The organism is Streptomyces sp. PsTaAH-124 (assembly GCF_000373685.1).
GTDB lineage: Bacteria > Actinomycetota > Actinomycetes > Streptomycetales > Streptomycetaceae > Streptomyces > Streptomyces andamanensis.
Map to the genome: position 1 here is coordinate 390,389 of NZ_KB892191.1, position 26,466 is coordinate 416,854.

Consider the following 26,466-nt stretch of genomic DNA (forward strand, 5'->3'; position numbering starts at 1 on the left):
CCCGCCAGTATGGGCGGCGGCCGGCAGGCGGCGGACGACGAGAGGCGGCGTACGGATGGCGGGGCACCGGGCGGACTTCCAGTACGAGATCTATCTGCGCGGCATGACGGGCGAGGTGCCCCGGCTGCCCACCGACATGAGCCGCCTGGAGGAACTGACCGAGCGGCGGCTCGGCCCGGGTCCGGTCGGCTATGTGGCGGGCAGCGCGGGCAACGGCAGTACCGCGCGGGCCAACCGGGCGGCCCTGGACCGGCGGCGGATCGTGCCGCGCGTGCTGCGCGACGTGCACGAGCGGGACCTGTCGGCCGAGGTGCTGGGGCGCACCCTGTCCGCGCCGCTGGCCCTGGCGCCGGTCGGGGTGCTGTCGATCATGCATCCGGAGGCGGAGACGGCGGCGGCGCTGGCCGCCGCCGCGCAGGGTGTGCCGTTCGTGCTGTCGTCGGCCTCCAGCACGCCCATGGAGCAGGTGGCGGAGGCGATGGGGGACGCCGAACGCTGGTTCCAGCTGTACTGGGCCAAGGACCGCGAGGTGACCCGGAGCTTCCTGGAGCGGGCCCGCGCGTGCGGCTTCGGCGTCCTCGTGGTCACCCTGGACACCCCGCTGCTGGCCTGGCGCCCCCGCGACCTCGACCAGGCGTACCTGCCGTTCCTGCGCGGGGTGGGCACCGCGAACTACTTCACCGACCCGGCCTTCCTGTCCGGCCTGGCCAGGCCGGTGCACGAAGATCTGGACGCGGCGGTGCTGCGCTTCGTCGACCTGTTCGCCGACCCCGGCAAGACCTGGCCGGACCTGGCGTTCCTGCGGGAGCACTGGGACGGTCCGATCGTCCTGAAGGGCGTCCTGCACCCGGACGACGCCCGAGCGGCTGCCGACGCCGGGATGGACGGGGTGGTGGTGTCCAACCACGGCGGCCGCCAGGTGGCCGGTGCGATCGCCGCCGCCGACGCGCTGCCCGGGGTGGCGGCGGCGGTCGGCGACCGGCTCTGTGTGCTGTTCGACAGCGGCGTGCGCACCGGCGACGACGTCTTCAAGGCGCTCGCGCTCGGCGCGCGGGCGGTGCTGCTGGGCAGGCCCTACGTCTACGGGCTCGGTCTGGACGGCCGGGCGGGCGTGGAGCATGTGATCCGCTGCGTGCTGGCGGAGTTCGACCTCACGCTCGCCCTGTCGGGCCACGCCGCATCGGCCACCGTGAGCGCCGCCGACCTGGTGGAGGACGCCCGGTGAGCGGCGGGCGGGCCCGGGGCGCCGCCGCTCAGATCTCCCAGGAGCGCAGCCGGTCGGCGGCGCCGTAGACATCGGTCTTGCCGGACATCAGATCGCGGGCGAGGTCGACGAGCGCGCCGTAGGGCGGGTCGATGCCGACGCCGCTGACGTACATGTAGGCGACGGCCGTGGCGCAGGCGAAGCGGGCGTTGGCCGAGGGCAGGGGCTTGAGCAGGGCGAGGGTGTGCAGCAGGGCGGCGGCCCGCCAGGCCGGGTCGGAGTCGACGCCCAGGCGGGGCGGGTCCACGCGATGCCGGGCGACGGCGGCCACCAGGGCGGAGAAGTCGTTGACCGTGGGCTGGTCCGGGAGTACTTCCTCATGGCGCTGGAGGAGCCAGGGCACGTCGATGTGCAGGACGGGGGTCATCGCTCAGGCGGCCCGTCCCTCGCCCCTGCCGGTCGGCTCGTCCTCGGGGAAGGCCGCGGCGAACTCGTCGGCGTGCCCCGCGAAGAACCGGCGGAACGCCTCGGCGCCCTCCTGGAGGGCACGGTGCCGGGCTATGTCGGCGGCCGCCGCCTCGCGTACGAGCGCCTTCATCGACGTACCGCGTTCCTTGGCGATCTGCCGCAGGTCCTCTAGCTCGCGGTCGCTGAACTCCACATTGAGCGCTGGCATGGGCCATACGGTACCGCTCGGGTACTGACGCGTAAATAGCCGCTGGTCAGGAAGGTTTACGGCGGTACCACGGGGCGGACGGCGGCGGCCGGGGCCGGACGGGTGCGCCGCCCGCGCCACTCCGGCGGGGGGCGGCCGACCGCGCCGGGCCGCTACGCACTAGGCTGGAACGCGAGTGACACACCTGATGACTGTGAGTGTGCGCGATGGAGTGGCGAGGATGAGTCCGGTCTATCCGTTCGACGATGCCGCCACGGCGCGGGCCGTCGTCGACGAGCGCGGCATCCTCGTCGAGTGGAACGAGGGCGCGCGCCGCCTGCTGGGCTGGGCGCCCGACGACGTACTGGCCGCGCCCGCCGCCGGCCTGCTGGCCGACAGCTCCGGGGCCGCCCCGCCCGACGGCGGCCGCTGGTCGGGCATGCTCACGCTGCGTCACCGCGACGGGCACACCGTCTCCGTCTGGGTGCTGGCGCACCGGCGGCGCCCGCAGGAGGGCGGCGGCTGGCTCGCGGTCACCCCGCTGGAGGACGCGGTCCCCGGGGACCCGGACGACGATCCGCTGACGGAAGCCGGGCTCGTCCAGTCGCCGTGCGCCGTCGCGCTCTACGACGACCGGCTGCGGCTGCGGGCCGTCAACGACGCGATGGCCGAGGTGCTCGGCGTCTCCGGGGACCGGCTGCGGGGCCTGCGCCACTCCGAGATCGGCGCCGGACCGCAGAGCGCCGACATCGAGCGGCGCATGCTCCAGGTGCTGGACACCGGCCGCCCCCACGACGTGCGCGCGTACGTGCCGGTCGGCGGCGACGGCCGGACGAGCGCGTGGATGGCCCGGCTGTCCCCGATCACCGACGGCGCCGGCCGGGTGCGCGGGGTGTGCGTCGCCGCCCACGACTTCACCGAGCAGTACCGGGCCCGCGAACGGCTGCAACTGGTGAACGAGGCCAGCGTGCGCATCGGCACCACCCTCGACGTCACCCGCACCGCGCAGGAGCTCGCCGACGTCTGCGTGCCCGCCCTCGCCGACTTCGTCAGCGTCGACCTGGTGGACCCGCCCGAGCACGGCGGCGAGCTGCCCATCGGCACCCTGAGCGTGCCCGTCGAGCTGCGGCGCGCCGCCCACCGGTCGGTGACGCCCGGCGACCCCGAGGCGGTGACCCCGCCCGGCGGGACCGAGGTGTACCCGGCGGCCTCGCCGCAGGGCGCCTCCCTGCTGTCGGGGCACGCGATCGTGGTCTCGGAGAACTCGGGCGACCTGGCGAAGTGGCTCGCCTGGAGCCCGGCGCGCAGCCTGCGGGTGGGGCGGCTCGGCGTCCACTCCACGATGTCGGTGCCGATCAGGGCGCGCGGGATGACGCTCGGGGTCGCCGTCTTCACCCGGTTCGCCCAGCCCGCCCGGTTCCTGCCCGACGACGTGCTGCTGGCCGAGGAGGTCACGGCCCGCGCCGCCGTCTGCATCGACAACGCCCGCCGCTACTCGCGCGAGCGCGAGACCGCCCTCGCGCTCCAGCGCAGCCTGCTGCCGCGCACCCTGGCGCGCACCGCCGCCGTCGCGGCGGCCTCCCGCTATCTCCCGGCCGCCCGTGCGGGCGTGGGCGGCGACTGGTTCGACGTGATCCCGCTGTCCGGGATGCGGGTCGCCCTGGTCGTCGGGGACGTCATCGGGCACGGGGTGGGCGCCTCGGCCACCATGGGGCGGCTGCGCACGGCGGTGCGCACCCTCGCGGACATCGACCTCGCGCCCGACGAACTGCTCACCCACCTCGACGACGTGGTGGCACGGATGTCCGCCGAGGCCGGCGACGAGGCGGACGGCCGCCCCGGCGAGGTCGGCGCGACCTGTCTGTACGCGGTGTACGACCCGGTGTCGCGGCGCTGCACGCTGGCCCGTGCGGGGCATCCCGCGCCGGTGCTGGTCCCGCCGGACGGGCCGCCCCGCCGGATCGATCTGCCGCCCGGCCCGCCGCTCGGCCTGGGCGGACTGCCGTTCGAGTCGGCCGAGCTGGACCTCGACGAGGGCAGTGTGCTGGCGTTCTACACGGACGGGCTGGTCGACAGCCGCGAGCGGAACGTGGAGGCGGGCCAGCTGCTGCTGCGCGAGACGCTGGCCGAGGGGGGCGAGTCCCTGGAGGAGTCCTGCGACCGCGTCCTGCACGCGCTGCTCCCGGCGGGCAGCCCGGCCGACGACGTGGCGCTGCTGCTGGCCCGCACCCGCGGCCTGCCGCCCTCCCAGGTGGCCACCTGGGACATCCCGGCGGACCCGTCGCTGGTCGCGCCGGTCCGCAAGCAGGTCGTCGACCAGCTCGGCACCTGGGGCCTGGACCTGGTGGCGTTCACCGCCGAACTGGTGGTGAGCGAGCTGGTCACCAACGCCATCCGGTACGGCACCCCGCCGATCAGGCTGCGTCTGATCCACGACGACACCCATCTGATCTGCGAGGTCTCCGACACCAGCAACACCGCCCCGCATCTGCGCCGGGCCAAGACCTGGGACGAGGGCGGCCGCGGGCTGCTGCTGGTCGCCCAGCTCACCCAGCGCTGGGGCAGCAGGCACACCACCGAGGGCAAGACCATCTGGGCGGAGCTGAACCTGCTCGGCGAGGAGTGACGCCGCCGGGGGCCCGGCCCGGCGTCAGGACGCGTCGGTCAGCCAGGGCCTGACCTGGCGGCGCGCCTCGTGCAGCCGCGACTTCAGGGTGCCGAGCGGAATCCCGGCCCGCTCGGCGGCCTCCGCGTACTCCAGCTGGCAGATGTCCCGGTAGACCAGCGGCGCCACCAGATGCGGATGCTCCCGCTCCAGCCGCTCCAGCGCCTCCAGGAGGTCCACCCGGGAGCCCGCGATGACGCTGGTGGTACGCGGGTCGACGTGCTGGGCCGGTTCCAGGGCGGTGGGCTGTTCGGCGGCGCGCCGCTTGAGTTCGCGGTACTTCTGCCGGCAGCAGTTGGCGACCACCGTGTACAGCCAGGTGCTGAAGCGGCTGCGGCCCTCGAACGTGGTGATACGCCGGGCGACCTGGAGCAGCACGTCCTGCGCCGCTTCCTCCGCGTCCTCGCGGCAGGGCAGGAAGCGCGCGCAGCGCCGCAGCACCTCGGGGCGGATCTCCTGGAGCAGCTCCTCCAGCGCGGCCGGGTCGCCCGTGGCGGCGCGCCGGGCGTGTTCTTCGGTCGGCGCCGCATCCGGCACGACGGGCCTCCTCGGAGTCGATCTCGCAGCAGGCATGATAGTGCCATGCACTCCGTCGGACGGATCGGCCGCTACCGGCTCGAACGGCGCCTGGGAACCGGCGCCTTCGGCACGGTGTGGCTGGCCCACGACGACGAGCTGGACGCGCCGGTGGCCGTCAAGGTCCTCGCCGAGAACTGGGCGCACCGCCTGGATGTGCGCGAGCGGTTCCTGTCCGAGGCGCGGCTGCTGCGCAAGGCGGGCTCGCCGCGGGTGGTGCAGGTCCACGACATCGGGGAGCTGCCCGACGGCAGGCCGTACTTCGTCATGGAGTACGCCGACGCCGGCACCCTCGACGACCTGGCCGGAGCGGGGCCGCTGCCCGTGCCCGAGGCGCTGCGGCTGACCGCGCTGGCGGCGCGGGGCGCGCACGCGCTGCACGAGGCGGGCATCGTGCACCGGGACGTCAAGCCGAGCAATGTGCTGCTGCGCACGGCCCGCGACGGCACCCGGCGGGTGCTGATCGCCGATCTGGGCCTGGCCAAGACACTGGCCGAGGCGTCGGGCCTGACCCTGGCCGCGGGCTCCGCCGGTTACCGGCCGCCCGAGCAGGCCGAACCGGGCGCGGGCATCGACGCGCGGGCCGACGTGTACAGCCTGGGCGCGGTCGGCTACCGCCTGCTGACGGGCACCGTACCGGCCGCCCCGGGCCGCGTCGTGCCGCCCGAGCGCCTGCGCCCCGGGCTGGATCCCGCCGTCGGTCACATCCTCCTCCGCGCCCTCGCCCCGGACCGGGAGCAGCGCTGGCCCAGCGCCGAGGCGCTCGCCCGGGAACTGGAGCGGACGGCGGAGGCGGACGGCGCCGCCGCGGACGCCGAGGAGCCGCGACACGCCCGGCCGGGCGCGGGCGGGCCGACGGCTGCGGCGGAGCCGTGGACCGTGCTGGACCCGGTGGGCGCGGCGGGCCCGGCGGGAGCGGCGGCCTCGGGCGGGCCGGGCCCCGCTGCGGCGGAGGCGCCCAGCACGTCGGGTCCGGCGGGCACGGGCGGTGCGGGCGGCACAGGCGGTGCGCCGGGCGCGGTCCGTACCGGCTCGACGGCCGGTACGGACGACGCGGGCACGGCGGGCGGCGCGGCGGGCGCGGGCGGCGTTGGCGACTCAGCCGCCGCGGGCCGCCCGGTCCGGCGGCGGCGCAGGGCGGTGGCGCTCACGGCGGCCATGGTGCTGGCGGCGGTCGCCGGGGCGGGCGTGGCGCTGGCGCTGACGTTGCGGGCCGACGGGCCCTTTGAGGTGCGGGTGGCGGACGCGACCGGGCGGGTGGAGGTGCGGGTGCCGAGGAGCTGGGGGCGGCAGCTGCGGGACTCCGGCTGGGACCCGGCGTCGCTGGGGCTGCCCGCCGGGCACGAGCCGGGGCTCGCGGTCGCCGGTGACCTGGCGGACTGGCAGGACCTGGACACCGAGGTGAGCGGCGTGTTCGTCGGGCTGAGCGAGCAGGGCGACGTGAGTGCCCGGGTGGCGGCCGCGGACCATCCCGGCTGCCGCTACGAGGGCGGCCGGGCCTACTCCGACGAGCGGTGGCGGGGCCGGGTGCGCACCTGGGACGGCTGCCCCGGCGCGGGCGCCCTCACCGAGGCCGCGCTGGTCCCGGCCGGTGGCGCCGGACGGCCGCAGGTGTACGTGCAGATCCGCGGGCGCGAGGGCGACGGCACGACGGACCGCATACTTCGCTCGCTGCGGGTCACCTGATCCCGTACGGGTGGACGTCGTGCGGGCCGGCGGCGGGAAGAACCCTCCGGGAGGAATCCGCGGGAACCGCGAACTTTCCGGCCGGTCCGCGCATCGGACCCTCATGTCGGCGCACGAGGCGCCGGACGCACGCCCCGAGCGCGTGCGACGAATTCCAGGAGTGTGGAACATGGCGCACACGACCCCTTCCCGTCGCCGGGCCCTGTTCGCGGGTTCGGTGGCCGTCCTCGGCCTGCTGACCGCCTGCGGCAACGCCGACGGCTCCTCGGCCGGACCGCAGAAGGTGCCGGGCCCCGCCGCACCCGCCACCGGCGGCACCACGACCGGCACCGCGCCCACCACGAGCGCCCCGCCGCCCGGTGACAGCACCGCCGCGCCCGGCCAGGGCACCACGCGGCCCGCCGCCCCGGCGACCACCGGCACCGCCGCGGCCGGCCGCAGCAGCGGCGGGACGGACACGGCGGCGCGCAGCACCCGCTGCCACACCTCCGAGCTGAGGGCGACGGTGGGCCGCAACGACCCGGGCGCCGGGCAGGAGAACTTCCCGGTGGTCCTGACCAACAGCTCCGGCCGCACCTGCACGGTGCACGGCTTCCCGGGCGCCGCCTTCGTGGACTCCTCCGGGCGGCAGCTCGGCCCGGACCCCAGGCGCAACGGCGGCTCCGCCACGACGGTGACGCTGCGGCCGGGCCAGAGCGCCTGGGCGGGCCTGACGTTCTCCAACCCGGAGGTGAGCGGCGCGAAGACCGCGGCGCCCGCCTCGCTGATCGTCACCCCGCCCGACGAGCGCGACCACCTCACCGTGCGGTGGACGGCGGGCCCGGTCCCGGTGGGCGGCAACTCCTCCTCGGTGTTCCTGACCGTGCTCAGCCCCGGCACCGCGCCCTGACACGTCCGGCGGCTCGCACGTGCGCGCGGCACGGCCACGGCTGTTTGCTTTGATGTGCGAGCACCGTTGACCGCGTCCGGAGGAGCGAGTCCTGAACACCCCGCTGGCGGAGACCCTGTCCGTCGTCCTGCTCGTCGCCGTCCTGGCCTGCGCCGTCGTACGGCCCTTCGGCTGGCCCGAGGCGGCCGTGGCGGTCCCTGCCGCCGGGGTGGCCGTCGCCACCGGGGTGATCCCGCTCGACCACGCCCGCGCCGAGGTCGAGCGGCTGGGGCCGGTCGTCGGGTTCCTGGCCGCGGTGCTGGTCCTCGCCCACTTCTGCGACGTCGAGGGCCTGTTCCGGGCGTGCGGGGCGTGGATGGCCCGCCGGGCGGGCGGCCGCCCGGTGCGGCTGCTGACGGCGGTGTTCGCGCTGGCCTCGGTGATCACGGCCGTGCTCAGCCTGGACGCCACGATCGTGCTGCTGACCCCGGTCGTCTTCGCCACCGCCGCGCGTACGGGGATGCGGCCCAAGCCGCATGTCTACGCCTGCACGCACCTGTCCAACACGGCGTCGCTGCTGCTGCCGGTGTCCAATCTGACGAATCTGCTGGCGTTCGCGGCGAGCGGGCTGAGCTTCACCCGGTTCGCCGCGCTGATGGCGCTGCCCTGGCTGGTGGCCATCGGCGCCGAGTACGTCGTCTTCCGCCGGTTCTTCGCCCGTGACCTGGCGGCGTCGGCGCCCGCCCCGGACCCGGGCGAGGCGCCCGCTTTCCCGGTGTTCGCGCTGGTCACGGTGGCCTGCACGCTGGCCGGTTTCGTGGTGACGTCCGCGTTCGGCGTCGCCCCGGCGTGGGCGGCGCTGGCGGGCGCGCTGGTGCTGGCCGGGCGCGCGCTGGCGCGGCGCGAGGCGACCGCGGTGAGTGTGGTGCGGGCCGCCGCCCCGGCGTTCCTGGCGTTCGTGCTGGCCCTCGGCGTGGTGGTCCGCGCGGTGGTCGACAACGGGCTCGCCGACGCGCTGGGGCACCTGCTGCCCGGCGGCACGGGGCTGCTCGCGCTGCTCGGCACCGCCGCGCTCGCCGCCGTCCTGGCGAACCTGATCAACAACCTCCCGGCGGTGCTGGTCCTGCTGCCGCTGACCGCCCCGGCCGGTCCCGGCGCCGTCCTCGCGGTGCTGCTCGGCGTCAACATCGGCCCCAACCTGACGTACGCCGGTTCGCTGGCGACCCTGCTGTGGCGGCGGATCGTGCACCAGCACGACCACGGGGTGAACCTGAGGGAGTTCACCCGGCTCGGGACGCTGGCCGTGCCCGCGGCGCTGGTGCCCGCGGTGGTGGCACTGTGGGGGGCGCTGCTGGTGCTGTGAGACCTGGGAACGGGAACGGCTGAGGGAGATCGGCGTATGCGAGTGGTCGCCTGGCTGGTGGAGGGCACCTGGCCCGCCTGTGTGGACGCCGTACGGGCCCATGCGCCCGACACGGCGGAGGTGGTGCTGCTGCATGTGAGCGGGGCCGATGTGCCCGGTGTGGCGCACGGGGCGTTCGCCGGACTGCTCGGCCGGGGCCACCGCGAGCGGGACCCGGGCGACCGGCTGGCGCGGCTCGGCGACGCGTCGGCGGCCGGACTGCTCGACGCGGCGGCGGCCCGGCTGGGGCGGCCGTGCACCCGGACCGAGCGCGCCGGGCGGGTGGAGCGCGAGGTGGTGGCCGCCGCCGGGGACGCCGATCTGCTGGTGCTGGCCCGCGACGGGGACCGCGGCCGGCTCGGCCCGCACAGCCTGGGTCCGGCGGTGCGGTTCGCCGTCGACCACGCCCCGTGCCCGGTGCTGCTGGTGTGGCCGGAGGCGGCCCCGGACCTCACGACCCTGCCGCCTCCGCCACCGCCGCACCACCCGGGGCCGCCGCCCGAGGCCCCGCCCCCGCCGGACCCGCCGCACCCGCCACGGCCGTAGGAGCCGTAGAAGCCGCCGGAGCCCCGGGAGTTGCCGGGGGTCAGTGGCCGCTGACCTCGTGCGGGGTGTAGGGCCGCGTCAGCTCCTCGGTCTCCTTGTCGCTCAGTTCGAGACCGACGGCGGCCACCGCGTCCTCCAGGTGCCCCGGCCGGGACGCGCCGACGATCGGCGCCGTCACCGTGTCCTGGTGCAGCAGCCAGGCGAGGGCCACCTGGGCGCGCGGCACCCCGCGCTCCTGCGCGATGCGGGTGACCGCCTCGACGACGGCCCGGTCGCCCTCCTGGTAGAGGGTGCTGCCGAAGGCGTCGGTGGCGCTGCGCCCGGTGCCGGTGCCCCAGTCCCGGGTGAGACGGCCCCGGGCGAGCGGGCTCCAGGGCAGGACGCCGACGCCCTGGTCCGCGCAGAGCGGCAGCATCTCGCGCTCCTCCTCCCGGTACAGGAGGTTGTAGTGGTTCTGCATGGAGACGAAGCGGGTCCAGCCGTGCGCCTGCGCGGTGTACTGGGCCTTGGAGAACTGCCAGGCGTACATCGAGCTCGCCCCGATGTAGCGCACCTTGCCCGCCTTGACCAGGTCGTGCAGCGCCTCCATCGTCTCCTCGACGGGCGTGTGCGGGTCCCAGCGGTGGATCTGGTAGAGGTCGACGTAGTCGGTGCCGAGGCGGCGCAGGCTGTGGTCGATCTCGGTCATGATCGCCTTGCGGGACAGTCCGGCGCCGTTGGGCCCCGGCCGCATCCTGCCGTGCACCTTGGTGGCGAGCACGATGTCCTCGCGGCGCGCGAAGTCCTTGAGCGCCCGGCCGACGATCTCCTCGCTGGTGCCGTCGGAGTAGACGTTGGCCGTGTCGAAGAAGGTGATCCCGGCCTCCAGCGCCTGCCGGATCAGCGGGCGCGACGCCTCCTCGCCGAGGGTCCACTCGTGGGTGCCGCGCTCGGGATCGCCGTAGGTCATGCAGCCCAGACAGATCCGCGACACGTCCAGACCCGTCGAACCGAGCTTCACGTACTGCATCGTTGCTGCTCCCGTCATCGGGGTGGTTGCCGGAGAGAGCGTAGGCCGTGAAGGATCTCCGCGGCCGCGGGGACCGGATGCCGGACCGGTGCCGGTGCGGATCACCGGCCGGACGCGGCCGGACGCGGCCGGACGCGGCCGCATGCGGTCGGACGGGGCGTACGGGGCTGTACGCGGTCAGGCGGCCGGTTCTCCGGCGGGTTCGAGCAGGTCGAGTACCCGCTCCCAGGCGAAGTCGGCACGGGTGCCGTCCGCGCCGGGCATGCCGCTGTACGGATCCCCGAAGCGGACGCCCATCGCGCGCAGGCGCGCCAGGCTCTCCCGGTAGGCGGGGTGGACGGCCAGCGCGTCGGCCACGCAGGGCAGCGCGGCGACCGGGACGCCCAGGCCGTACGCCTCGCACAGGGTGGCCACGGCGAGGGTGTCGGCGATCCCGGCGGCCCACTTGTTGACCGTGTTGAACGTGGCGGGCGCGACGGCCACGGCGTCCGGCGGCGGGAAGGGACGCGGGTCGTCCGGGGTGCGCCAGCGGGAGCGGACCGGGCGGCCGGTGCGCTCCCGCATGTCGTCGGTGTCGAAGAAGCCGCTCATGGCGACCGGTGTCGCGATGACGCCGACCTCCCAGCCGCGGGTCTGCGCGGCGGCCACCAGGGCACCCACACCAGAGGCGACACCGGCGGCGCAGACGACGACGTAGAGGAAGGGTCTGCCCGGTGCTGCTCCGGCCTGTTCGGTCACGGACGGCACTCTACCGCCGCGCCGCGGGCCGGAGCGGGCCGTGCGTCCTGCCGCCGGCCGTCCCCGCCGCCGCTGCTCCCGCCGCTCGCGTCACTCGGTGGCGCGCGCCGCCCCGTCCTTCTCGGTCACCGTGATCGCCGAGACGGGGCAGGCGCGGGCGGCCTCCTTGACCATGGGGTCGCCCCCGCCGTCCTCCCGGCCGGGGAGCAGGGCGCTGAAGCCCTCGTCGTCCTGGGTGAACACGCCCGGGGCGGCCAGGGCGCACTGCCCGGCGCCGATGCAGCGGTCCTTGTCGATGTCGATGCGCATGAGAGCAGCCTCTTACCAGGTCACGGGGAGTTCCAGCATTCCTTGGATCGTGTCGCCGGGTTTGAAGGGGATCTCCTCGGGCGGCGCGGCCAGCCGGAGGCCGGGCAGCCGGGTCAGGAGCGAACCGAGCGCGATCTCCAGCTCGGCGCGGGCGAGGTTCTGGCCGAGGCACTGGTGGATGCCGAAGCCGAACGCGACGTGATGGCGGGTGGTCCGGTGGAAGTCGAGGTCGTCGGGGCCCTCGAAGTGGGTGTCGTCGCGGTTGATGACGGAGGTGGAGAAGACCACGCCCTCACCGGCCCGGATGGTCTCCCCCGCGATCTCGATGTCCTCCTGGGCCTGGCGCAGCAGCCCGTCCGCGATGGACAGCATCCGCATCAGCTCCTCGACGGCGGCCGGCAGCAGCGCGGGGTCGGCGCGCAGTTCGGCCAGCCGCTCGGGGTGCTGGAGGAGGGTGTAGGTGCCCAGGGAGATCATGTTGGCGGTGGTCTCGTGGCCCGCGATGAGCAGGATGATGGCCAGCGAGACGAGGTCGGCGCGGTCCAGTTCGCCCTCGCCCAGCCGCTGGTGGACCAGCTCGTCCAGGACGCCGTCGCCCGGTTCCTTCTGCTTGCGGTCGACCAGATCGCCGAGGTACGCCTCCAGCCGGTCGCGCGCCTCGATCACATCGGCCATGTCCGGGCCGCGCAGCAGCCGTCGGGACTGCTCCTCGAAGAACTCGTGGTCGGCGTAGGGGACGCCGAGCAGTTCGCAGATCACCATGGAGGGCACCGGGAGGGCGAAGTCCCGCACCAGCTCGGCGGGCGGGCCCAGGGTGGTCATCCGGTCGAGCAGCCCGTCCACGATGCCCTGGATGCGGGGGCGCATCGCGGTGGCGCGCTTGAGGGTGAAGCTGGGGATCAGCATGCGCCGCTGGACGCGGTGCTCGGGGTCGTCGACGCCCAGCAGGGCGGTCTTGCGCTCGCGCGCCACTTCCAGCCGGGGCGCGGTGAGCGGGAATCCGTCACGGGCGCGGTCGCTGGACAGGCGCGGGTCGGCCAGCAGTTCACGGGCGACGGCGTGCCCGGTGACGGCCCAGGCCGCGCTGCCGTCGTAGAGGGTGACGCGGGCGAGCGGCGCGGACTCGCGCAGCGGCTCGTAACCCGTGGGCGGCTGGTAGGGACAGGTGCGGTCCTGCGGGAACGCCACGGAGTGGGGGGTTTCGATGGTCGGATCCGGCATGGAAGACCTCGCAGACGAAGGATGCGTCGTGCCGATCTTCATTAGATGCCTGAGGCATCTATGGTGCGACGCGAAGTTCGGCCACATCGGCGAAAGCCCGTATCTGGCCGGGAAGCACCTCTTCCGCCCGGTGCCGCGCTGACGTGATTCCATTGTCCTCCTCCGGGCCGGGCGGGCACGATCCGGGCATGTCCGCGCTCGACGCGCTCGCGCCGCTGCGCCGGACGCCGGCCGTGGTGCTCGCCGCGTCGGCCGTACGGGGCGCGGTCGCCGCGCTGCGCCGGTGCCGCGGGTCCGGTACGCCCGTCCGGGCGGCGCCGCCCGCCCCGGGACCCGCGCGGGCCATCCCCCTCGGGCTGCTCGGCCTCACCCTGCTCGATCCGGCCACGGTCGTCTGCTTCGCCGCCCCGGTCCTCGGCGGCGCGGGTGCCGGGGGCGGCGCGCCGCTCGGCAGGGCGCTGACGGGCCGGTGGGGGCGGCCGGTGGCGGCGCGGGTGTGCGGCGCGGTGATCACGGCGTCGGCGGTGCGCACGGCGTGGCCGTCCTGAGCGCGCCCCGGTCCGCCCGACGGCGGGTCGGGGCCGCGCCGGGCCGCAGACGGGCGCACCGCGGGCCGCGCCCGTACCCGTGGGGACCGCCGCCCCGGGCCGTTCCGCGCCGTGACCTGCGGCGCGGACCTGGCGCGATCCGGACGTCCGGCCGTCGCCGCCGTCCGCCGGATCACGCCGGGGGGCCACGGCGCCCGCCCCCGTCTGCGAGGATCCGTCCGACCGGGGTGTCCGCGCCCCGGAACGCGGTAGGGATGATGCGCACGGCGGCCGTCGCGGCGGTGCCGTGCGGGCGAGAGAACCGACCGAGCGAGGAGAGGACCGACGCCATGCCTCTTGAGGGCGAGTACGAGCCCAGCCCGACCCAGTGGGTGCGGGAGCAGGTGGAGTTGTACGAGAGTTCCGGCGGCACCGAGGGAACCACGCTCCGGGACACGGGGCTGCCGGTCATTCTGCTGACCACGCGGGGCGCGCGCAGCGGAAAGCTCCGCAAGACACCGCTGATGCGGGTGGAGCACGACGGGCGCTACGCCGTGGTGGCCTCCCAGGGCGGCGCTCCCCAGCACCCGTTCTGGTACTTCAACCTGCTGGCCGATCCGCGGGTCGCGCTGCGGGACGGACCGGTGGAGCGGGACATGACGGCCCGTGAGGTCACCGGCGCGGAGAAGGCCGAGTGGTGGGAGCGGGCCGTCGCCGCGTTCCCGCCCTACGCCGAGTACCAGGAGAAGACCTCACGGGAGATCCCGGTCTTCGTGCTGGAGCCGGCCGACGGCCACTGAACCGGGCGGCCGGGCACGCCCAGGGGCCGGCAGTCCCTCCGTGCGTCCGTTCCGGGCGGATCCCGGTCCCGGAGGCATGGAGGGGTCCCGCGGGGGGCACCCGTCCCTCAGGCCCCGCCGCGTTCCCCCGTCGCGGCGGGGCTCTGCCGTGCCTCGGCCGCGGGGCTCTGCTCCGCCTCGGCGGCGGGCCGGTCGGTCACGTCGAGGAAGATCTGGTCCGCCTCGGGGACGGTGTGCGCGACGGACCGCTTGATGCGCACCGCGACCTCCTCGACCCGCTCGCTGTCCATGCCGGGCACCAGATCCACCCGGGCGGCCACCAGCACGGAGTCGAGTCCCAGTTTCATGGTGAGCAGCCCCTCCACGCTGTCGATCTCCGGCTGCGCACGCAGCAGGCTGCGGATGCGCCCGGCGAGTTCCGGGTCGGCGGCCTCGCCGATCAACTGGTCGCGTGCGTCGCGGCCCAGGCGGTAGGCGACGTAGACGAGCAGCGCGCCGATCGCGAGCGAGGCGGACGCCTCCCAGACGACCTGGCCGGTGACCATGTGCAGGGCCATGCCGACGATGGCGAGCGTGACCCCCAGCACGGCGGTGCCGTCCTCGGCGACGACCGTGCGCAGCGCGGGGTCGCGCAGCCCGGCGGCGCCGCCCTGCTCGCGCACCTGGAGCAGCGCCCGCAGCAGGGAGGTGCCCTCGGCCAGGAGCGCGACGCCGAGCACGACCAGCCCGACCACATAGCCGGAGAACGTCTCGTGGGCGCCGTTGCGCAGGGCCTCTACGCCCTGGAAGAAGGAGAAGCAGCCGCCCATGACGAAGATGCCGACGGCCGCCAGCAGCGACCAGAAGAACCGCTCCTTGCCGTAGCCGAAGGGGTGGCGCCGGTCGGCGGGGCGGCGGCTGCGGCGCAGCGCGGCCAGCAGGAAGATCTCGTTGAGGCTGTCGGCGACGGAGTGCGCCGCCTCCGAGAGCAGGGCCGGTGAGTGCGCGATCAGGCCGCCCACGGCCTTGGCGACCGCGATGACCAGGTTCGCCGCGAGCGCCACCAGCACGGTGACGCGGGTCCTGCGGTCGGCGGCCGGTCCCGGCCCGCTCCCGGCCGCACGGCTCGCTTCCGCCTCCGCCTCGGCTCCCTTCTGCTCCGTACCCGTCCCGGCCGCGTTCTCGGATGTCCCGCTCACGTTCGCCGGATGCCCCGGTCGGCGGGTGTCACACCGTGCCGTCGGCGGATTTCGGGGAACGTGGTCACCAGCGCGTCCCGACGGCAGGGAGGACCGGGCATGAGCGACGGCGGCGACGACGGCAACCGTTCCTACGGCCACAAGAAGTTCAAGCGTTCGAAAAGTCATTTCGCCGACCGGATCACCGCGGACGGCCGGGACGGCTGGCCGGTGGCCGCCGGGCGGTACCGGCTGGTGGTCAGCCGGGCGTGCCCCTGGGCGAGCCGGGCGCTGGTGTCGCGGCGGCTGCTCGGTCTGGAGGACGCCCTGTCCCTGGCCGTCGTCGACCCGATCCAGGACGACCGCAGCTGGCGGTTCACGCTCGACCCCGGCGGCCGGGACCCGGTCCTCGGCATCCGCTTCCTCGGCGAGGCGTACGAGCGGCGCGAGGCCGGGTACCCCGGCGGGGTGAGTGTGCCCGCGGTGGTCGACGTGCCCAGCGGCGAGCTGGTCACCAACGACTACCAGCGGATCACCCTGGATCTGGCCACCGAGTGGACGGCCCTGCACCGGCCCGGCGCGCCCGACCTGTACCCGCGGGCCCTGCGCGACGAGATCGACACGGTGATGGGCGAGGTGTACGAGGACGTCAACAACGGCGTGTACCGCGCGGGTTTCGCCACCGGCCAGGAGGAGTACGAGAGGGCGTACGAGGGAGTGTTCCGGCGTCTCGATCTGCTGGCGCGGCGGCTGGCCGGGCAGCGCTATCTCGTGGGCGACACGATCACCGAGGCGGACATCCGGCTGTTCACGACGCTGGTCCGCTTCGACGCCGTCTACCACGGGCACTTCAAGTGCAACCGCTGGAAGCTGGCGGAGAACCCGGTGCTGTGGGCGTACGCCCGCGATCTCCACCAGACGCCCGGTTTCGGAGACACGGTCGACTTCGACCACATCAAGCGGCACTACTACCAGGTGCACACGGGCATCAACCCGACCGGCATCGTGCCGCTCGGGCCCGACCTGTCCGGCTGGCTCACGCCGCACCGGCGCAAGGAGCTCGGCGGGCGCCCCTTCGGCGACGGCACCCCGCCGGGTCCGGTGCCGGAGGCGGAGCGGGTGCCGCCGCGCGGCCGGCCCTGACCCGGAGATCCCAGAGGTCGTAGAGGTCGTAGGAGTTTCAGAAGTTCCAGAAGCCGTAGAAGCCGTAGAAGCCGTAGAAGTCCGAGAAGGAGGACGAAGGTGGCCAAGAAGAAGAACAAGCTCCCGCTCGCCTATCAGCCCGTGGGGTTCGTGCTGGGCTGGGTCGGCGGCGCCGTGGCCGGGAAGGTGTTCCGCACCGCGTGGAAGGCGTTCCGGCATGAGGACGACGCCCCCGACGCGCTCGACGAGAACCGGCACTGGGGCGAGATCCTGCTGGCCGCCGCGGTGCAGGGCGCCCTGTTCGCGGTGGTGCGCAGCACCGTGGACCGCGCGGGCGCCCAGGCCATCGCGCGCTCGACCGGGGTGTGGCCCGCCAAGGGCGGCGAGGGCCGGGAGTGAGCCGCCCCGGGCCGGGTGCGCCGCTGCCCGGACCGGCGCCCGGCCCTCACCGCCGGCCGCGGGCCCACGACTCCCACAGCCGGGCGTAGGCGCCGCCGGCGGCCCGCAGTTCGTCGGGCCGCCCCCGCTCGGTGACGCGGCCGTCCTCCATCACCAGCACGGTGTCGGCGGTGGCGGCCTGGGAGAGCCGGTGGGCGACGACGACCGCGGTGCGGCCCTCGGTGACCGCGAGGGCCGCGCGGTCGAGGCCGCGGGCCGTGTCGCTGCCCGCCTCGGCCGTCGCCTCGTCCAGCACCACCACCTCCGGGTCGAGCAGCAGGACCCGGGCGAGGGCGAGTTGCTGGGTCTGGCGGGCGGTGAGCCGGATGCCGCCGCCCCGGCCCACGACGGTGTCGAGGCCGTCGGGCAGGGCGGCGGCCCAGTCCGCGGCGCCCACGGCGGCCAGCGCGGCTTCCAGTGCGCTGTCCGGGGCGCCGCGGGACGCGAGGCGGAGGTTGTCGGCGAGGGTGCCCGGGAAGAGGTGGTGCTCCTGGGTGACCAGGGCGATCCGCCGGTCGCCGTCCGCTCCGGGGCGGGCGAGGTCGCCGGTGGGTACGCCGTCGAGCGTGACGCTGCCCGCGGACGGCGGACGCGTCCCGGCGATCAGTGCCGCCAGCGTCGACTTGCCCGAGCCGGTCGCGCCGACCACGGCCAGCCGCCGGCCGGGGCGCAGGTCGAGGTCGATGCCGTGCAGGACGTCGGGCCCGTCGCCGTAGCGGTGGCGGACCCCGCGCACCACGACCCCGGTGCCCGGCCGTGTTCCCGGCCCGGACGGGCGTGTGCCGCGGGCGGGGTCAGGGGCGTGCAGGGTGACGCCGACGATCCGGGCCAGCGCGGCGGTCGCCCGCTGCACGCTGTCGAAGGTGCCGAGCAGGATGTTCACGGGGTCGAACAGCCCGGCGAAGAACAGGGCGGCGGTGGTCGCGGCGCCGATGTCGGCGCGGCCGGTGCGCACCAGCCACCAGGCCGCGAGGAGGATCGCGCTCAGCCCGGTGAACTCGGCGAGGTTGAGCCGGCCGTAGAAGCGGGTCGCCGCCCGCGCCGCCCGGAACTCGTACGCCATCGCGTCCCGCGAGGCCGCCGCCACCCGGGCGTGCCGCCCCGGCCCCAGGCGCAGGGCGCGCAGGGTGGGCAGCGCGGTGAAGGCGCCGAGCAGGGCGGAGGCGCGCCCGCCCTCGGCGGTCCGCCCGGCGGCGTACAGCGGCCGGGAGGTGCGCAGGTACCAGCGCAGCGTGTACGCCTGGAGGGGCACGGCGAGCAGTCCGGCGACGGCGAACCGCCAGTCCAGCGCGGCCAGTCCGGCGAGGGCGGCGAGGATGGTCAGCGCCGCCGCCGCGAAGTCGCCCAGGGCGCCGGAGGCGGCCTCGGAGACCCGGTCCGTGTCGCCGGAGACCCGCGCCACGAGGTCGCCGGTGCCGCCCGTCTCCACGGTGTCCACGGGCAGGACCAGCGCGGCGGCGACCGCGTCCTCGCGCAGCCGTCCCGTCACCGTCAGCACGACCCGTGCGAGCAGGACGGTCGCGGCCCATCCGGTCAGCGCCCCCGCCACGGCGGCGCCCGCCAGCAGCCCGACCGGCCACACCAGCGCACCCGACCCCCGGTGGTCCGTCACGGCCTGGGTGATCCGTCCGATCGCGACCGGCCCGGCCAGACTCAGGCAACTGTCGAGCACCAGTGCGGCGAGCGCCGCCCACAGCGCCCCCCGGCGCCCCCGCAGTGCCACCCGCAACCGCGCCCGCGTCTGCCGCCCGGTGGCCACCGGCAGCAGCGAGGGCGTGCCGTCCGGGTCGGCGGGCGAGGGCTCGGGCGAGTGCTCGGGCAAGGGCTCGGGCGGAGATACAGCCCGGGGTGCGGCCGGGGCGCCGCCGGGGGCAGCGGTGGGAGCCCCGGCCCGGCCGCCGCAGGGGGTGTCGGCCGGGGTGCCGCAGGAGGCGTCGGCCGGGGTGCTGTCCGGGGCTTCAGCGGAAGGGTCCTGGCGAGGGGCGACCGGGGTCTCGGCCCGGAGGCGGTCCGGGGCCCTGGTCGGGCCGTCGGCCGGGCCGTCGCGCGAGACGTCGGCCGGTGCCCCGGCCGACGAGTCCGCCGGGGCATCGGCCAGGGCGTCGCCTGACGCGTCGGCCGAAGCCGCGGCCGGAACACCGGCCGGGGCCTGGGCCGAGACGTCGGCCGGGGCGTCACCCGGCGCGTGGGCCGGGACGTGGGCCGGTGTGGCGTCCGGGGTGGCGTCCGGGGTCGTCATGAGGTCGCCGTCCGCTCGGGTGTGGGGAGGTGGACGACCTGGTCGCAGCGGGCGAGCCAGGACGGGCTGTCGGTGATGACGAGGGTGGTGCGGCCGGAGCGTGCGCGGTGTACGCGGTCGGCGATGACGTCCTCCGTCGCCGCGTCCACCGCGGTGGTCGGATCGTGCAGGACCAGCACCGGTGAGCGGGCGGCGAGCGCGCGGGCCAGGGCGACGCGCTGGCGCTGGCCGCCCGAGAGGGTCTCGCCGCGGTCTCCGACCCGGGTGCGGGCACCGTGGGCCACGGCGCCGAGGACCTGGTCGGCGCGGGCGGCACGGGCCGCCTCGGTGACAGCGGCGGTGTCCTCGGTGAGGGCGGCCAGGTTGTCGGCGACGGTGCCGGGCAGCAGCACCGGCTCGTGGTGGCAGACCAGGAGGGCGGTCCTGAGCGTGTCCAGGGCGAACCGGTCCAGTGCCGTGCCGTCGAGCAGGATCCGCCCCTCCTCGGGGTCCTGTTCGCGGGCGAGCAGCAGGGCGACGGCGTCGGCGTCGGCGGGGTCGGCGCAGACAAGGCCCGTCATCCGGCCCGCCTCGGCGGTCCACCGGGCGCGGGTCCCGCCCGGCAGCGCCACGTCGTGGAAGGCGACGGCGGGCGCTTCGGCCACGGTGTCAGCCACGGCGTCGGTCGCGGCACCGGCCGCAGCGCCCGCCGAGGTCCGCTCCGGCACGGCCGGAGGAGCGGTGAGCACCTCGTGGACGCGGGCGGAGGAGGCGAGGGCGCGGACGTAGCGGGCGTGGGCGGTGGCGACGACGCGCATCGGGCCGCTGACGAACCGGGCGAGGCCGAGGGCGGCGATCAGCGGGCCGAGACCGATCCGGCCGTCCAGGGCGAGGGCGCCGCCGAGCGCGGCGACGGCCGCCAGATAGAGCCCGGTGAGCAGGACGCCCACCGACACGAGCGCGCCCTCGGCGGACACCGCCCGCCGGGCCGCGCCCACGGCGTCCCGGCTGACCCGGGCGTAGTCGGCGGCGACGGCGCGCTCGGCGCCGATGCCCCGGAGCACCCGCAGCCCCCGCACGAGGTCCTCGGCGAGCGCGGTGGCCCGCGCCTGGAGGGCCTGCTCGGTGCCGCTGGTGCGGTGCAGGACGTGGGAGAGGCGGTTCTGCGCGAGCAGGACGGCCGCGGTCCCAGCCACGACCAGCGCGCCGAGCCCGGGGTGGATGCGCAGCAGCAGCACCGTGGAGCCGAGCAGGACGACCACCGCGGCCACCGTGCCGGCGAGGGTGCCCGCGAAGGCGCCGACCCGTTCGGCGTCGCCGGACGCCCGGCTGAGCAGGTCGCCCGGCACCAGCCGTACCCCGCCGGCCGGGCGCAGCACCCGTTCCGTGAGGGCCATGCGCAGCCGGTGCTCGGTGTGCTGCCGCACCCGTACGGCGGCCCGCGCGCCGAAGCGGTAGGACAGGGACAGCATCAGGAAGTCCGCCGCCAGCAGGCCGAGCCAGCAGGCCGTCGAGGCGGGGGTGCCGGACCGTACGGCCCGGCCGACCGTGGCGCCGACGAGCACCGGTACCAGCGCCTCGCCCAGTTGGTGCGTGCTCAGCAGCACCGCCGCCAGGGCCAGGTCGGCGCGGCGCTCGCCCACGGCCCACCGCAGCAGCGCCCGGGGCGAGGCGCAGGCCGCGGGGGACGGGCCCGCGGGCTCCGGCGGGCGGGCGGACGGACGGCTGGGCGGAGCGGGGGCGGCTACGGTCACCCGGCTACGTTAGGGTCGCCTTACTTTTGTCGTAAACGCAGCAGGGCGCCACCGTATGTCGCGCATCGGCCACGGCCGGCGGCGGGGCGCGCACCGGGCAGGGACAGGGACACCGGCATGGCAGACGAGAAGACCATCGGTCTCGAACGGTTCGAGATGGCCCGGGGGCAGTCCTTCCGCCATCACGTGCACGGCGAGCACCAGTTGGCCTGGGCGAGCACGGGTGTGGTCACGGTCGACATCCAGGACCGCTGCTGGGTGCTGCCGCCGCATCTGGCGCTGTGGATCCCGGGAGGTGTCCGGCACGCCACCGCGGCCCTGCGGGAGTCGGTGCTCCAGGGCGTCTATCTCGATCCGGTCTCCTGTCCGCTGGCCTGGCCCCGGCCCACGGTGCTCGCCGTCTCCCCGCTGGCCCGGCATCTGATCGGCTATCTGGCCGGTGAGCTGGCGCCGGGGGTGCGTACACACGCCGAGGCCGTCCTGCTGGAGGTGCTGCGCCCGGCGGACGGCGCGGTGTTCGAGCTGCCGCTGCCGGCCGATCCGCGGGCGCGGGAGGCCGCGGCGCTGCTGCTGGAGGACCCCGCGGACCAGCGGGGGCTGGCCGAACTGGCGTACGCGGTCGGTTCCAGCGCCCGCACGCTGCTGCGGCTGTTCCTGGCCGATACGGGCCTGACGTTCACCCAGTGGCGGACCCATGCCCGGCTCCAGGCGGCGCTCGCGCACCTCGCCGAGGGCGAGCCGGTGGGGCGGGTGGCCGAGCGGGTGGGCTATGCGACGCCCAGCGCCTTCGTCGCCGCGTTCCGCCGGGTGACGGGGTGCACGCCCGCCGCGTACTTCGCCCGTTCCCGGGAGCGGGCGGACCGAGCGGCCTGACCGGGTTGGCGGATCGGCGACACGAGGTGGCGTCCGACCGCCTTGTCGCGCCTGCGACGGCGCCGCTAGCGTGCTTAGGCAAGGCTAAGCTAAGTCCTCGTCGGCCCTCCTGGTCGGCGGGTACGTCGCCGAGGAGCACGATGGGCACCACCACTCTGAGCACCACCACCGTGGTGCCGGAAACAGCGTCGGAGGACACCGGCCGAAGACGGCGCCGGACCGCTGCCGCCGCCCGGCTGCTCGGCCTGCTCCTCGCCTGCGCGCTGCTGGCCCTGGCCGTCGTGGCGAGCGTCGCCGTCGGCGCCAAGGCCATCCCGCCCGGTGAGGTGCTGCACGCGCTGCTGCACGGCCGCACCTCGGTGGACGGCTCGGTCGTCTGGGACCTGCGGCTGCCCCGGACGCTGCTCGGCGTCGCCGTCGGCGCCGCGCTCGGCCTCGCGGGCGTCCTGATGCAGGCGCTGACCCGCAATCCGCTCGCCGACCCCGGCATCCTCGGCGTCAACATGGGCGCCTCGGCGGCCGTGGTCGTGGCGATCGCCCTGTGGCGCAGCACCGATCCGTCGTTCTGCGTCTGGTTCGCGTTCGCCGGTGCCGGGCTGGCCGCCGTGGTGGTCCAGGTGCTCGGCTCGCGCGGCCGGTCGGGGCCCGCGCCGGTGCGGCTCGCGCTCGCGGGCACCGCCGTCAGCGCCGTGCTCGGCGCGCTGATCTCCGTCGTCACCCTGCTGCGGCCGGACGTGTTCGACCAGTTCCGGTTCTGGGGCGTGGGTTCGCTGGCCGGGCAGCCGATGTCGGTCGTCACGGAGGTGGCGCCGTTCCTCGGCGCGGGCGCCCTGCTCGCCCTCGGGCTGTCCGGCGCGCTCAACTCGCTGGCCCTCGGCGACGACACGGCCCGTGCGCTCGGCACCCGGGTGCGCCGCACCCGCGCCCTGGGGATGCTCGCCGTCACCCTGCTGTGCGGGGCGGCGACGGCCGCCGTCGGACCGATCGCCTTCGTCGGCCTGGCCGTCCCGCATCTGGCCAGGGCGCTCACCGGGCCCGACCACCGCTGGCTGCTGCCGTACTCCATGGTGTCCGGGGCCGTGCTGCTCCTCGGTTCGGACCTGCTCGGCCGGGTGCTCGCCCGGCCCGGTGAGATCCAGGCCGGGATCGTGACGGCCTTCGCCGGGGCGCCCGTCTTCATCGCTCTCGTCCGCCGCCGCAGGATCGCCGAACTGTGACCACCGCCCCCGCCTCCCCGCCGCGCTCCCCGCGCGTGCCCGCCCGCGCCACCGTGCTGCCCGGCCGCGTCGTCCGCCTGTACGGCGGCCGGATGTCGCTGCGCTGGCGGCCCCGCACCGTCGCGGTCTGCGTCCTGCTGGCCGCCGCCTGCCTGGTGGTCGGCGCCCTCGGCCTCACCACCGGCACCTACCGCCTGCCGCTGTCGCGGGTCCTGGCCACGCTGCTGGGCCGGGGCACCGGGGCCGAGTCGTTCATCGTGCTCAGCCTGCGGCTGCCGCGGCTGCTGTGCGCGCTGCTGGCCGGCGGCGCGCTGGGCATGAGCGGCGCGGTGTTCCAGAGCATGTCCCGCAATCCGCTGGGCAGTCCGGACATCATCGGCTTCACCAGCGGCGCGGCGACCGGTGCCGTGACCCAGATCGTGCTCTTCCACGGCGGCCCGTACGCCACCGCCGTCGCGGCGGTCGGCGGCGGGCTGGTCACGGCGCTGCTCGTGGGCCTGCTCGCGGCCGGGCGCGGGCCGGCCGTGGGCCACCGGGTCGTGCTGGTGGGGATCGGGGTCAGCGCGATGCTCACCTCGCTGACGGCCTATCTGCTGACCCGGGCCAGTCTCTACGAGGCGCAGGACGCGCAGATCTGGCTGATCGGCAGCCTCAACTCGGTGAACTGGCCGGTCGTCGCGCCGCTGGCCGCCGCCCTGGCCGTGCTGGTCCCGGTGACCGTGGCCGGTTCCCGGAACCTGGACTGGCTGGAGCTGGGCGAGGACACCGCCCGGGGGCTCGGGGTGCCGGTGGGGCGGGCCCGGATCCTGCCCGCCGTCGCCGCCACCGCCCTGGCCGCGGCGACGACGGCCGCGGTCGGCCCCATCACCTTCGTCGCCCTGGCCGCACCGCACCTGTGCCGCCGACTGGTCCGCTCCCCAGGCGCCCTGGTGGTGCCCGCCGGATTCATGGGGGCGCTGCTGCTGGCGGCGAGCGACTACACGGCCCAGCGGGTGCTGCCCGGCACGGAGCTGCCGGTCGGCGCGGTGACCGGGGTGCTCGGCGGCCTGTATCTGTGCCGACTGCTGCTCGCCCGGCGCAGGGCGGGCCGCTCATGACCCTGAACCGGACCCGCCGCCCACGGCGGCAGCGGGCGGCCTCGCGGCCGACGCGCCCGCACCCGCGCCCGCGCCCGCGGGTGCCCGTACGCGCGACGCGCGACCTGTTACCCGGCGCGGGCCGGTGAGCCCGGCCCCGGCCACCGCTCTCCCCCTTCTCCCTCCCCTCCCCCCCTTCACTTCTCTTCCCTCCCCTCCGCCTCAAGGACATCCCCATGCCCAGCGCCACCCTCCGGCGTCCCCGCGACGTCCGGTCCCCGCTCCCGCCCCGGTCCGGTACGCGCCCCTCCCGGCGCGGGCTGCTCGCCGGCGGCCTGGGGACGGCCGCCCTCCTCGGCCTGTCCGCGTGCGGCACCGGTGACTCCTCGGCGGCCGGTGCCTCCGACGACGCCGCGTGGTCCTTCACCGACGACCGGGGTCATGCCGTACGGCTGTCCCGGCGGCCGAAGCGGATCGCCTTCCTCACCGACACCGCGGGCGCCGCGCTGTGGGCGGCCGGACTGCACCCGGTGGCCGCCGCCGACTCCGGGCAGGGCATCGTCGGTGCGGTGCGCCCGGACTGGTCCGGCGTCACCCGGATCTACTCGGCGGACAAGGGCGTACGGATCGAGGCGCTCGCCCAGGCCCGGCCCGACCTGCTGATCGACGCCGTGGAGCCCGACGGCACCCTCCAGGTGGCCTCCCAGCTCCCGGCGGTCGGCAAGCTCGCCCCGGTGGTCGGCCTGAGCACGTACCAGCCGATCGAGAAGATCGCGGGGACCGCCGACCGGCTGACCCGTTCGCTGGGTGCCGAGCCGAACGACGCCGGGGCCAAGGCCCGTTACGAGGAGGCGAGCGCACGGCTGCGCAGGGCGGTCGCCGCCAACCGGGAGCTGCGGGTCGGCTTCGTCTTCGGCATCGACAAGAGCACCATCGGCGTGATGAACCCGCGGACCTGGGCCGTGCTCAAGACGGTGAGCGCCCTCGGGATGCGGCTCGTGCCGGTGCCCGACGGCGCCGACAACGCCTACAGCCAGGCCGTCAGCTGGGAGAACGTCCCCTCGCTCCCGGCCGACCTGCTGGTGTGGGCGGTGTCCGATCCGCTGCCCGGCAATCCGCTGTGGCAGCGCACGCCCGCGGTCCGCGCCGGACAGGTGTGGAAGCCGCCGCTGGCCTCCTGGTACGCGTACAGCTGGGCGAACTTCACCGTCCTGCTCGACGGCCTGGCCACCCGCGTCCAGTCCGCCCGCGCGGGCGTCGGACCGCACTCGGCGTCCTGACCCCCGCCCCCTCTCGCCATTACCTCCTCGAAGTCTCCGCATCCCGGACCGTACGGTCCGGCCCTTCACCCCTGGATCACCATGACCGCCCTGTCCTCCCCCGCCGCGTCCCCTCTCCGGCGCCGTGCCCGCCTGCTGCGCCCAGCCCTCGCCTGCGCCGCCGCCCTCGCGCTGGCCCTCACCGCCACCGCCTGCGACGACTCCTCCTCCCCCGGCGGCACTGCCGGGTCCGCCGCGACCCGGGCGGTCGACACGGCGCACGGCAAGGTGACCGTGCCCGCGCACCCGCTGCGGATCGTCTCCGTGCACTCCTGGTCCACCGAGTCGCTGTACGACCTGGGCCTTCAGCCGGTCGGCGTGGAGAACAGCGGCGCCAACTACGTCCCGCCGCGCTACCTGGCGCGCTGGAAGTCCGCGGCGAAGGTGACGACCGGCGCCGACCTCGACTACGAGAAGATCGCCTCGCTCAAGCCGGACCTGATCGTCGGCGTCGACGTGCCCTACCTCAGCAAGGCGTACAAGCGGCTGTCGGCCATCGCGCCGACCGCGTTCGCGTCCTTCAAGGAGACCGCCGCCTGGTCCGCCTACCCGGACGCCACGGCCCGCTTCGTGAACCGAACGACGCAGCTCGACCGGCTCAAGCAGAAGTACGCCGACCGGATCGCCGCGGTGCGCAAGGCCGAGGGCGCGAAGCTGTCCGGGAACCGCTGGGCCGTGATCCAGGGCGGCTTCGACTCCGGCAACTACTGGATCTACAGCCCCGCCTCGCCGGTCGGGGACATCCTGGCCAAGCTGGGCGTGCGGTTCGCCCCGGCCACCGCCTCGGTCGCCGCGGGCTCGACCCGGTCGGTGTCGTACGAGCGGGCGGACCTGCTGAAGGACGCCGACTACGTCGTCTACTACACCAACAACGACGGCTCCCCCGCCAACAACATCCAGAAGCTGTTCGACCTGCGCTCGTTCAAGGAGCTGCCGGCGGCGAAGAACCACCGGGTGGTGGGCACCGCCGACTTCCTGCCCGGTTCCTACAGCGACGCCCTGGGCGTGGTCGACACCATCGCGGACGCGCTGGCGAAGCAGTCCGGCTGAGGGCCGGGGCGGGCG

The 26,466-nt window shown here is 75.6% G+C and carries 25 protein-coding genes; 15 read left to right on the forward strand and 10 right to left on the reverse strand.

Features of this window, described 5'->3' with window-relative positions:
- The first annotated feature begins 55 nt into the window (after nt 1-55).
- Nucleotides 56-1,225, forward strand: a complete 1,170-nt coding sequence (locus tag B086_RS0129265; RefSeq protein WP_018570000.1) for an alpha-hydroxy-acid oxidizing protein — start codon at nt 56-58, stop codon at nt 1,223-1,225.
- A gap of 28 nt (nt 1,226-1,253) precedes the next feature.
- Here B086_RS0129265 and B086_RS0129270 read toward each other — a convergent pair whose 3' ends face one another.
- Nucleotides 1,254-1,631, reverse strand: coding sequence for a hypothetical protein (locus B086_RS0129270; RefSeq protein WP_018570001.1), 378 nt, complete (start codon nt 1,629-1,631; stop codon nt 1,254-1,256).
- Between the two features lie 3 nt (nt 1,632-1,634).
- Nucleotides 1,635-1,880 (reverse strand): hypothetical protein, encoded by a 246-nt coding sequence (locus tag B086_RS0129275; protein WP_026252884.1) that lies wholly within the window; start codon nt 1,878-1,880, stop codon nt 1,635-1,637.
- A gap of 220 nt (nt 1,881-2,100) precedes the next feature.
- Here B086_RS0129275 and B086_RS0129280 point away from each other — a divergent pair, with 220 nt between their 5' ends.
- On the forward strand, nt 2,101-4,485 hold the full coding sequence (locus tag B086_RS0129280; protein WP_018570003.1) for a SpoIIE family protein phosphatase: 2,385 nt from the start codon (nt 2,101-2,103) through the stop codon (nt 4,483-4,485).
- Nucleotides 4,486-4,509: 24 nt separating this feature from the next.
- Here the strand turns inward: B086_RS0129280 and B086_RS0129285 are convergent, their stop codons facing one another.
- Nucleotides 4,510-5,061, reverse strand: coding sequence for an RNA polymerase sigma factor (locus B086_RS0129285; RefSeq protein WP_018570004.1), 552 nt, complete (start codon nt 5,059-5,061; stop codon nt 4,510-4,512).
- A gap of 45 nt (nt 5,062-5,106) precedes the next feature.
- Between B086_RS0129285 and B086_RS45725 the strand changes: the two genes are divergently transcribed.
- From B086_RS45725 to B086_RS0129305, 4 genes are all read left to right on the forward strand, one after another.
- The gene (locus B086_RS45725; protein WP_018570005.1) at nt 5,107-6,786 is read left to right on the forward strand and encodes a serine/threonine-protein kinase; all 1,680 of its coding nucleotides are present in this window, start codon (nt 5,107-5,109) and stop codon (nt 6,784-6,786) included.
- 169 nt (nt 6,787-6,955) lie between these two features.
- The gene (locus tag B086_RS0129295; RefSeq protein ID WP_018570006.1) at nt 6,956-7,675 is read left to right on the forward strand and encodes a DUF4232 domain-containing protein; all 720 of its coding nucleotides are present in this window, start codon (nt 6,956-6,958) and stop codon (nt 7,673-7,675) included.
- A gap of 91 nt (nt 7,676-7,766) precedes the next feature.
- On the forward strand, nt 7,767-9,017 hold the full coding sequence (locus tag B086_RS0129300; protein ID WP_086024292.1) for an SLC13 family permease: 1,251 nt from the start codon (nt 7,767-7,769) through the stop codon (nt 9,015-9,017).
- 36 nt (nt 9,018-9,053) lie between these two features.
- Nucleotides 9,054-9,602 (forward strand): universal stress protein, encoded by a 549-nt coding sequence (locus tag B086_RS0129305; RefSeq protein ID WP_026252885.1) that lies wholly within the window; start codon nt 9,054-9,056, stop codon nt 9,600-9,602.
- A 40-nt stretch (nt 9,603-9,642) separates the two neighbouring features.
- Here the strand turns inward: B086_RS0129305 and B086_RS0129310 are convergent, their stop codons facing one another.
- The 4 genes from B086_RS0129310 to B086_RS0129325 all read right to left on the reverse strand — a co-directional run bounded on the left by B086_RS0129310 (nt 9,643) and on the right by B086_RS0129325 (nt 12,879).
- Entirely contained in the window at nt 9,643-10,611 is a 969-nt protein-coding gene (locus tag B086_RS0129310) for an aldo/keto reductase (RefSeq protein ID WP_018570009.1), read from the reverse strand.
- Nucleotides 10,612-10,788: 177 nt separating this feature from the next.
- Complete coding sequence (locus B086_RS0129315; RefSeq protein WP_018570010.1) at nt 10,789-11,349, reverse strand: flavoprotein; 561 nt, start codon at nt 11,347-11,349, stop codon at nt 10,789-10,791.
- A 90-nt stretch (nt 11,350-11,439) separates the two neighbouring features.
- Nucleotides 11,440-11,658, reverse strand: coding sequence for a ferredoxin (locus B086_RS0129320; protein WP_018570011.1), 219 nt, complete (start codon nt 11,656-11,658; stop codon nt 11,440-11,442).
- A 12-nt stretch (nt 11,659-11,670) separates the two neighbouring features.
- Entirely contained in the window at nt 11,671-12,879 is a 1,209-nt protein-coding gene (locus B086_RS0129325; RefSeq protein ID WP_018570012.1) for a cytochrome P450, read from the reverse strand.
- A gap of 188 nt (nt 12,880-13,067) precedes the next feature.
- Here B086_RS0129325 and B086_RS45140 point away from each other — a divergent pair, with 188 nt between their 5' ends.
- Nucleotides 13,068-13,427, forward strand: coding sequence for a hypothetical protein (locus tag B086_RS45140; RefSeq protein WP_018570013.1), 360 nt, complete (start codon nt 13,068-13,070; stop codon nt 13,425-13,427).
- Nucleotides 13,428-13,756: 329 nt separating this feature from the next.
- Complete coding sequence (locus B086_RS0129335; RefSeq protein ID WP_026252886.1) at nt 13,757-14,206, forward strand: nitroreductase family deazaflavin-dependent oxidoreductase; 450 nt, start codon at nt 13,757-13,759, stop codon at nt 14,204-14,206.
- Nucleotides 14,207-14,313: 107 nt separating this feature from the next.
- Here the strand turns inward: B086_RS0129335 and B086_RS0129340 are convergent, their stop codons facing one another.
- Nucleotides 14,314-15,384, reverse strand: a complete 1,071-nt coding sequence (locus B086_RS0129340; RefSeq protein ID WP_018570015.1) for a cation diffusion facilitator family transporter — start codon at nt 15,382-15,384, stop codon at nt 14,314-14,316.
- 99 nt (nt 15,385-15,483) lie between these two features.
- On the opposite strand from B086_RS0129340, the gene B086_RS0129345 reads away from it, so the two are divergent.
- A complete protein-coding gene (locus tag B086_RS0129345; RefSeq protein ID WP_018570016.1) occupies nt 15,484-16,506 on the forward strand; it encodes a glutathione S-transferase family protein in 1,023 nt (340 codons plus the stop codon).
- Between the two features lie 99 nt (nt 16,507-16,605).
- Nucleotides 16,606-16,905 (forward strand): DUF4235 domain-containing protein, encoded by a 300-nt coding sequence (locus tag B086_RS0129350; RefSeq protein ID WP_018570017.1) that lies wholly within the window; start codon nt 16,606-16,608, stop codon nt 16,903-16,905.
- 46 nt (nt 16,906-16,951) lie between these two features.
- Here the strand turns inward: B086_RS0129350 and B086_RS0129355 are convergent, their stop codons facing one another.
- Together B086_RS0129355 and B086_RS41130 are read right to left on the reverse strand one after the other, a co-directional pair.
- The gene (locus B086_RS0129355) at nt 16,952-19,183 is read right to left on the reverse strand and encodes an ABC transporter ATP-binding protein (protein WP_018570018.1); all 2,232 of its coding nucleotides are present in this window, start codon (nt 19,181-19,183) and stop codon (nt 16,952-16,954) included.
- Nucleotides 19,180-20,916, reverse strand: coding sequence for an ATP-binding cassette domain-containing protein (locus tag B086_RS41130; protein WP_078531232.1), 1,737 nt, complete (start codon nt 20,914-20,916; stop codon nt 19,180-19,182). The genes B086_RS0129355 and B086_RS41130 overlap by 4 nt, the downstream gene beginning before the upstream one ends.
- 117 nt (nt 20,917-21,033) lie before the next feature.
- Between B086_RS41130 and B086_RS0129365 the strand changes: the two genes are divergently transcribed.
- From B086_RS0129365 to B086_RS41135, 5 genes are all read left to right on the forward strand, one after another.
- The gene (locus B086_RS0129365) at nt 21,034-21,789 is read left to right on the forward strand and encodes a helix-turn-helix domain-containing protein (RefSeq protein ID WP_018570020.1); all 756 of its coding nucleotides are present in this window, start codon (nt 21,034-21,036) and stop codon (nt 21,787-21,789) included.
- A gap of 140 nt (nt 21,790-21,929) precedes the next feature.
- Nucleotides 21,930-23,006, forward strand: a complete 1,077-nt coding sequence (locus tag B086_RS0129370; protein WP_018570021.1) for a FecCD family ABC transporter permease — start codon at nt 21,930-21,932, stop codon at nt 23,004-23,006.
- Nucleotides 23,003-24,103 carry a FecCD family ABC transporter permease gene (locus B086_RS0129375; RefSeq protein ID WP_018570022.1) on the forward strand — a complete coding sequence of 367 codons (1,101 nt, stop codon included), beginning with the start codon at nt 23,003-23,005 and terminating at the stop codon, nt 24,101-24,103. Before B086_RS0129370 ends, B086_RS0129375 begins: the two co-directional genes overlap by 4 nt.
- 215 nt (nt 24,104-24,318) lie before the next feature.
- Nucleotides 24,319-25,362: an ABC transporter substrate-binding protein gene (locus B086_RS0129380; RefSeq protein ID WP_018570023.1), complete on the forward strand. Its 1,044-nt coding sequence runs from the start codon at nt 24,319-24,321 to the stop codon at nt 25,360-25,362.
- A gap of 81 nt (nt 25,363-25,443) precedes the next feature.
- Nucleotides 25,444-26,451 (forward strand): ABC transporter substrate-binding protein, encoded by a 1,008-nt coding sequence (locus B086_RS41135; RefSeq protein ID WP_018570024.1) that lies wholly within the window; start codon nt 25,444-25,446, stop codon nt 26,449-26,451.
- The last annotated feature ends 15 nt before the right edge of the window (nt 26,452-26,466 follow it).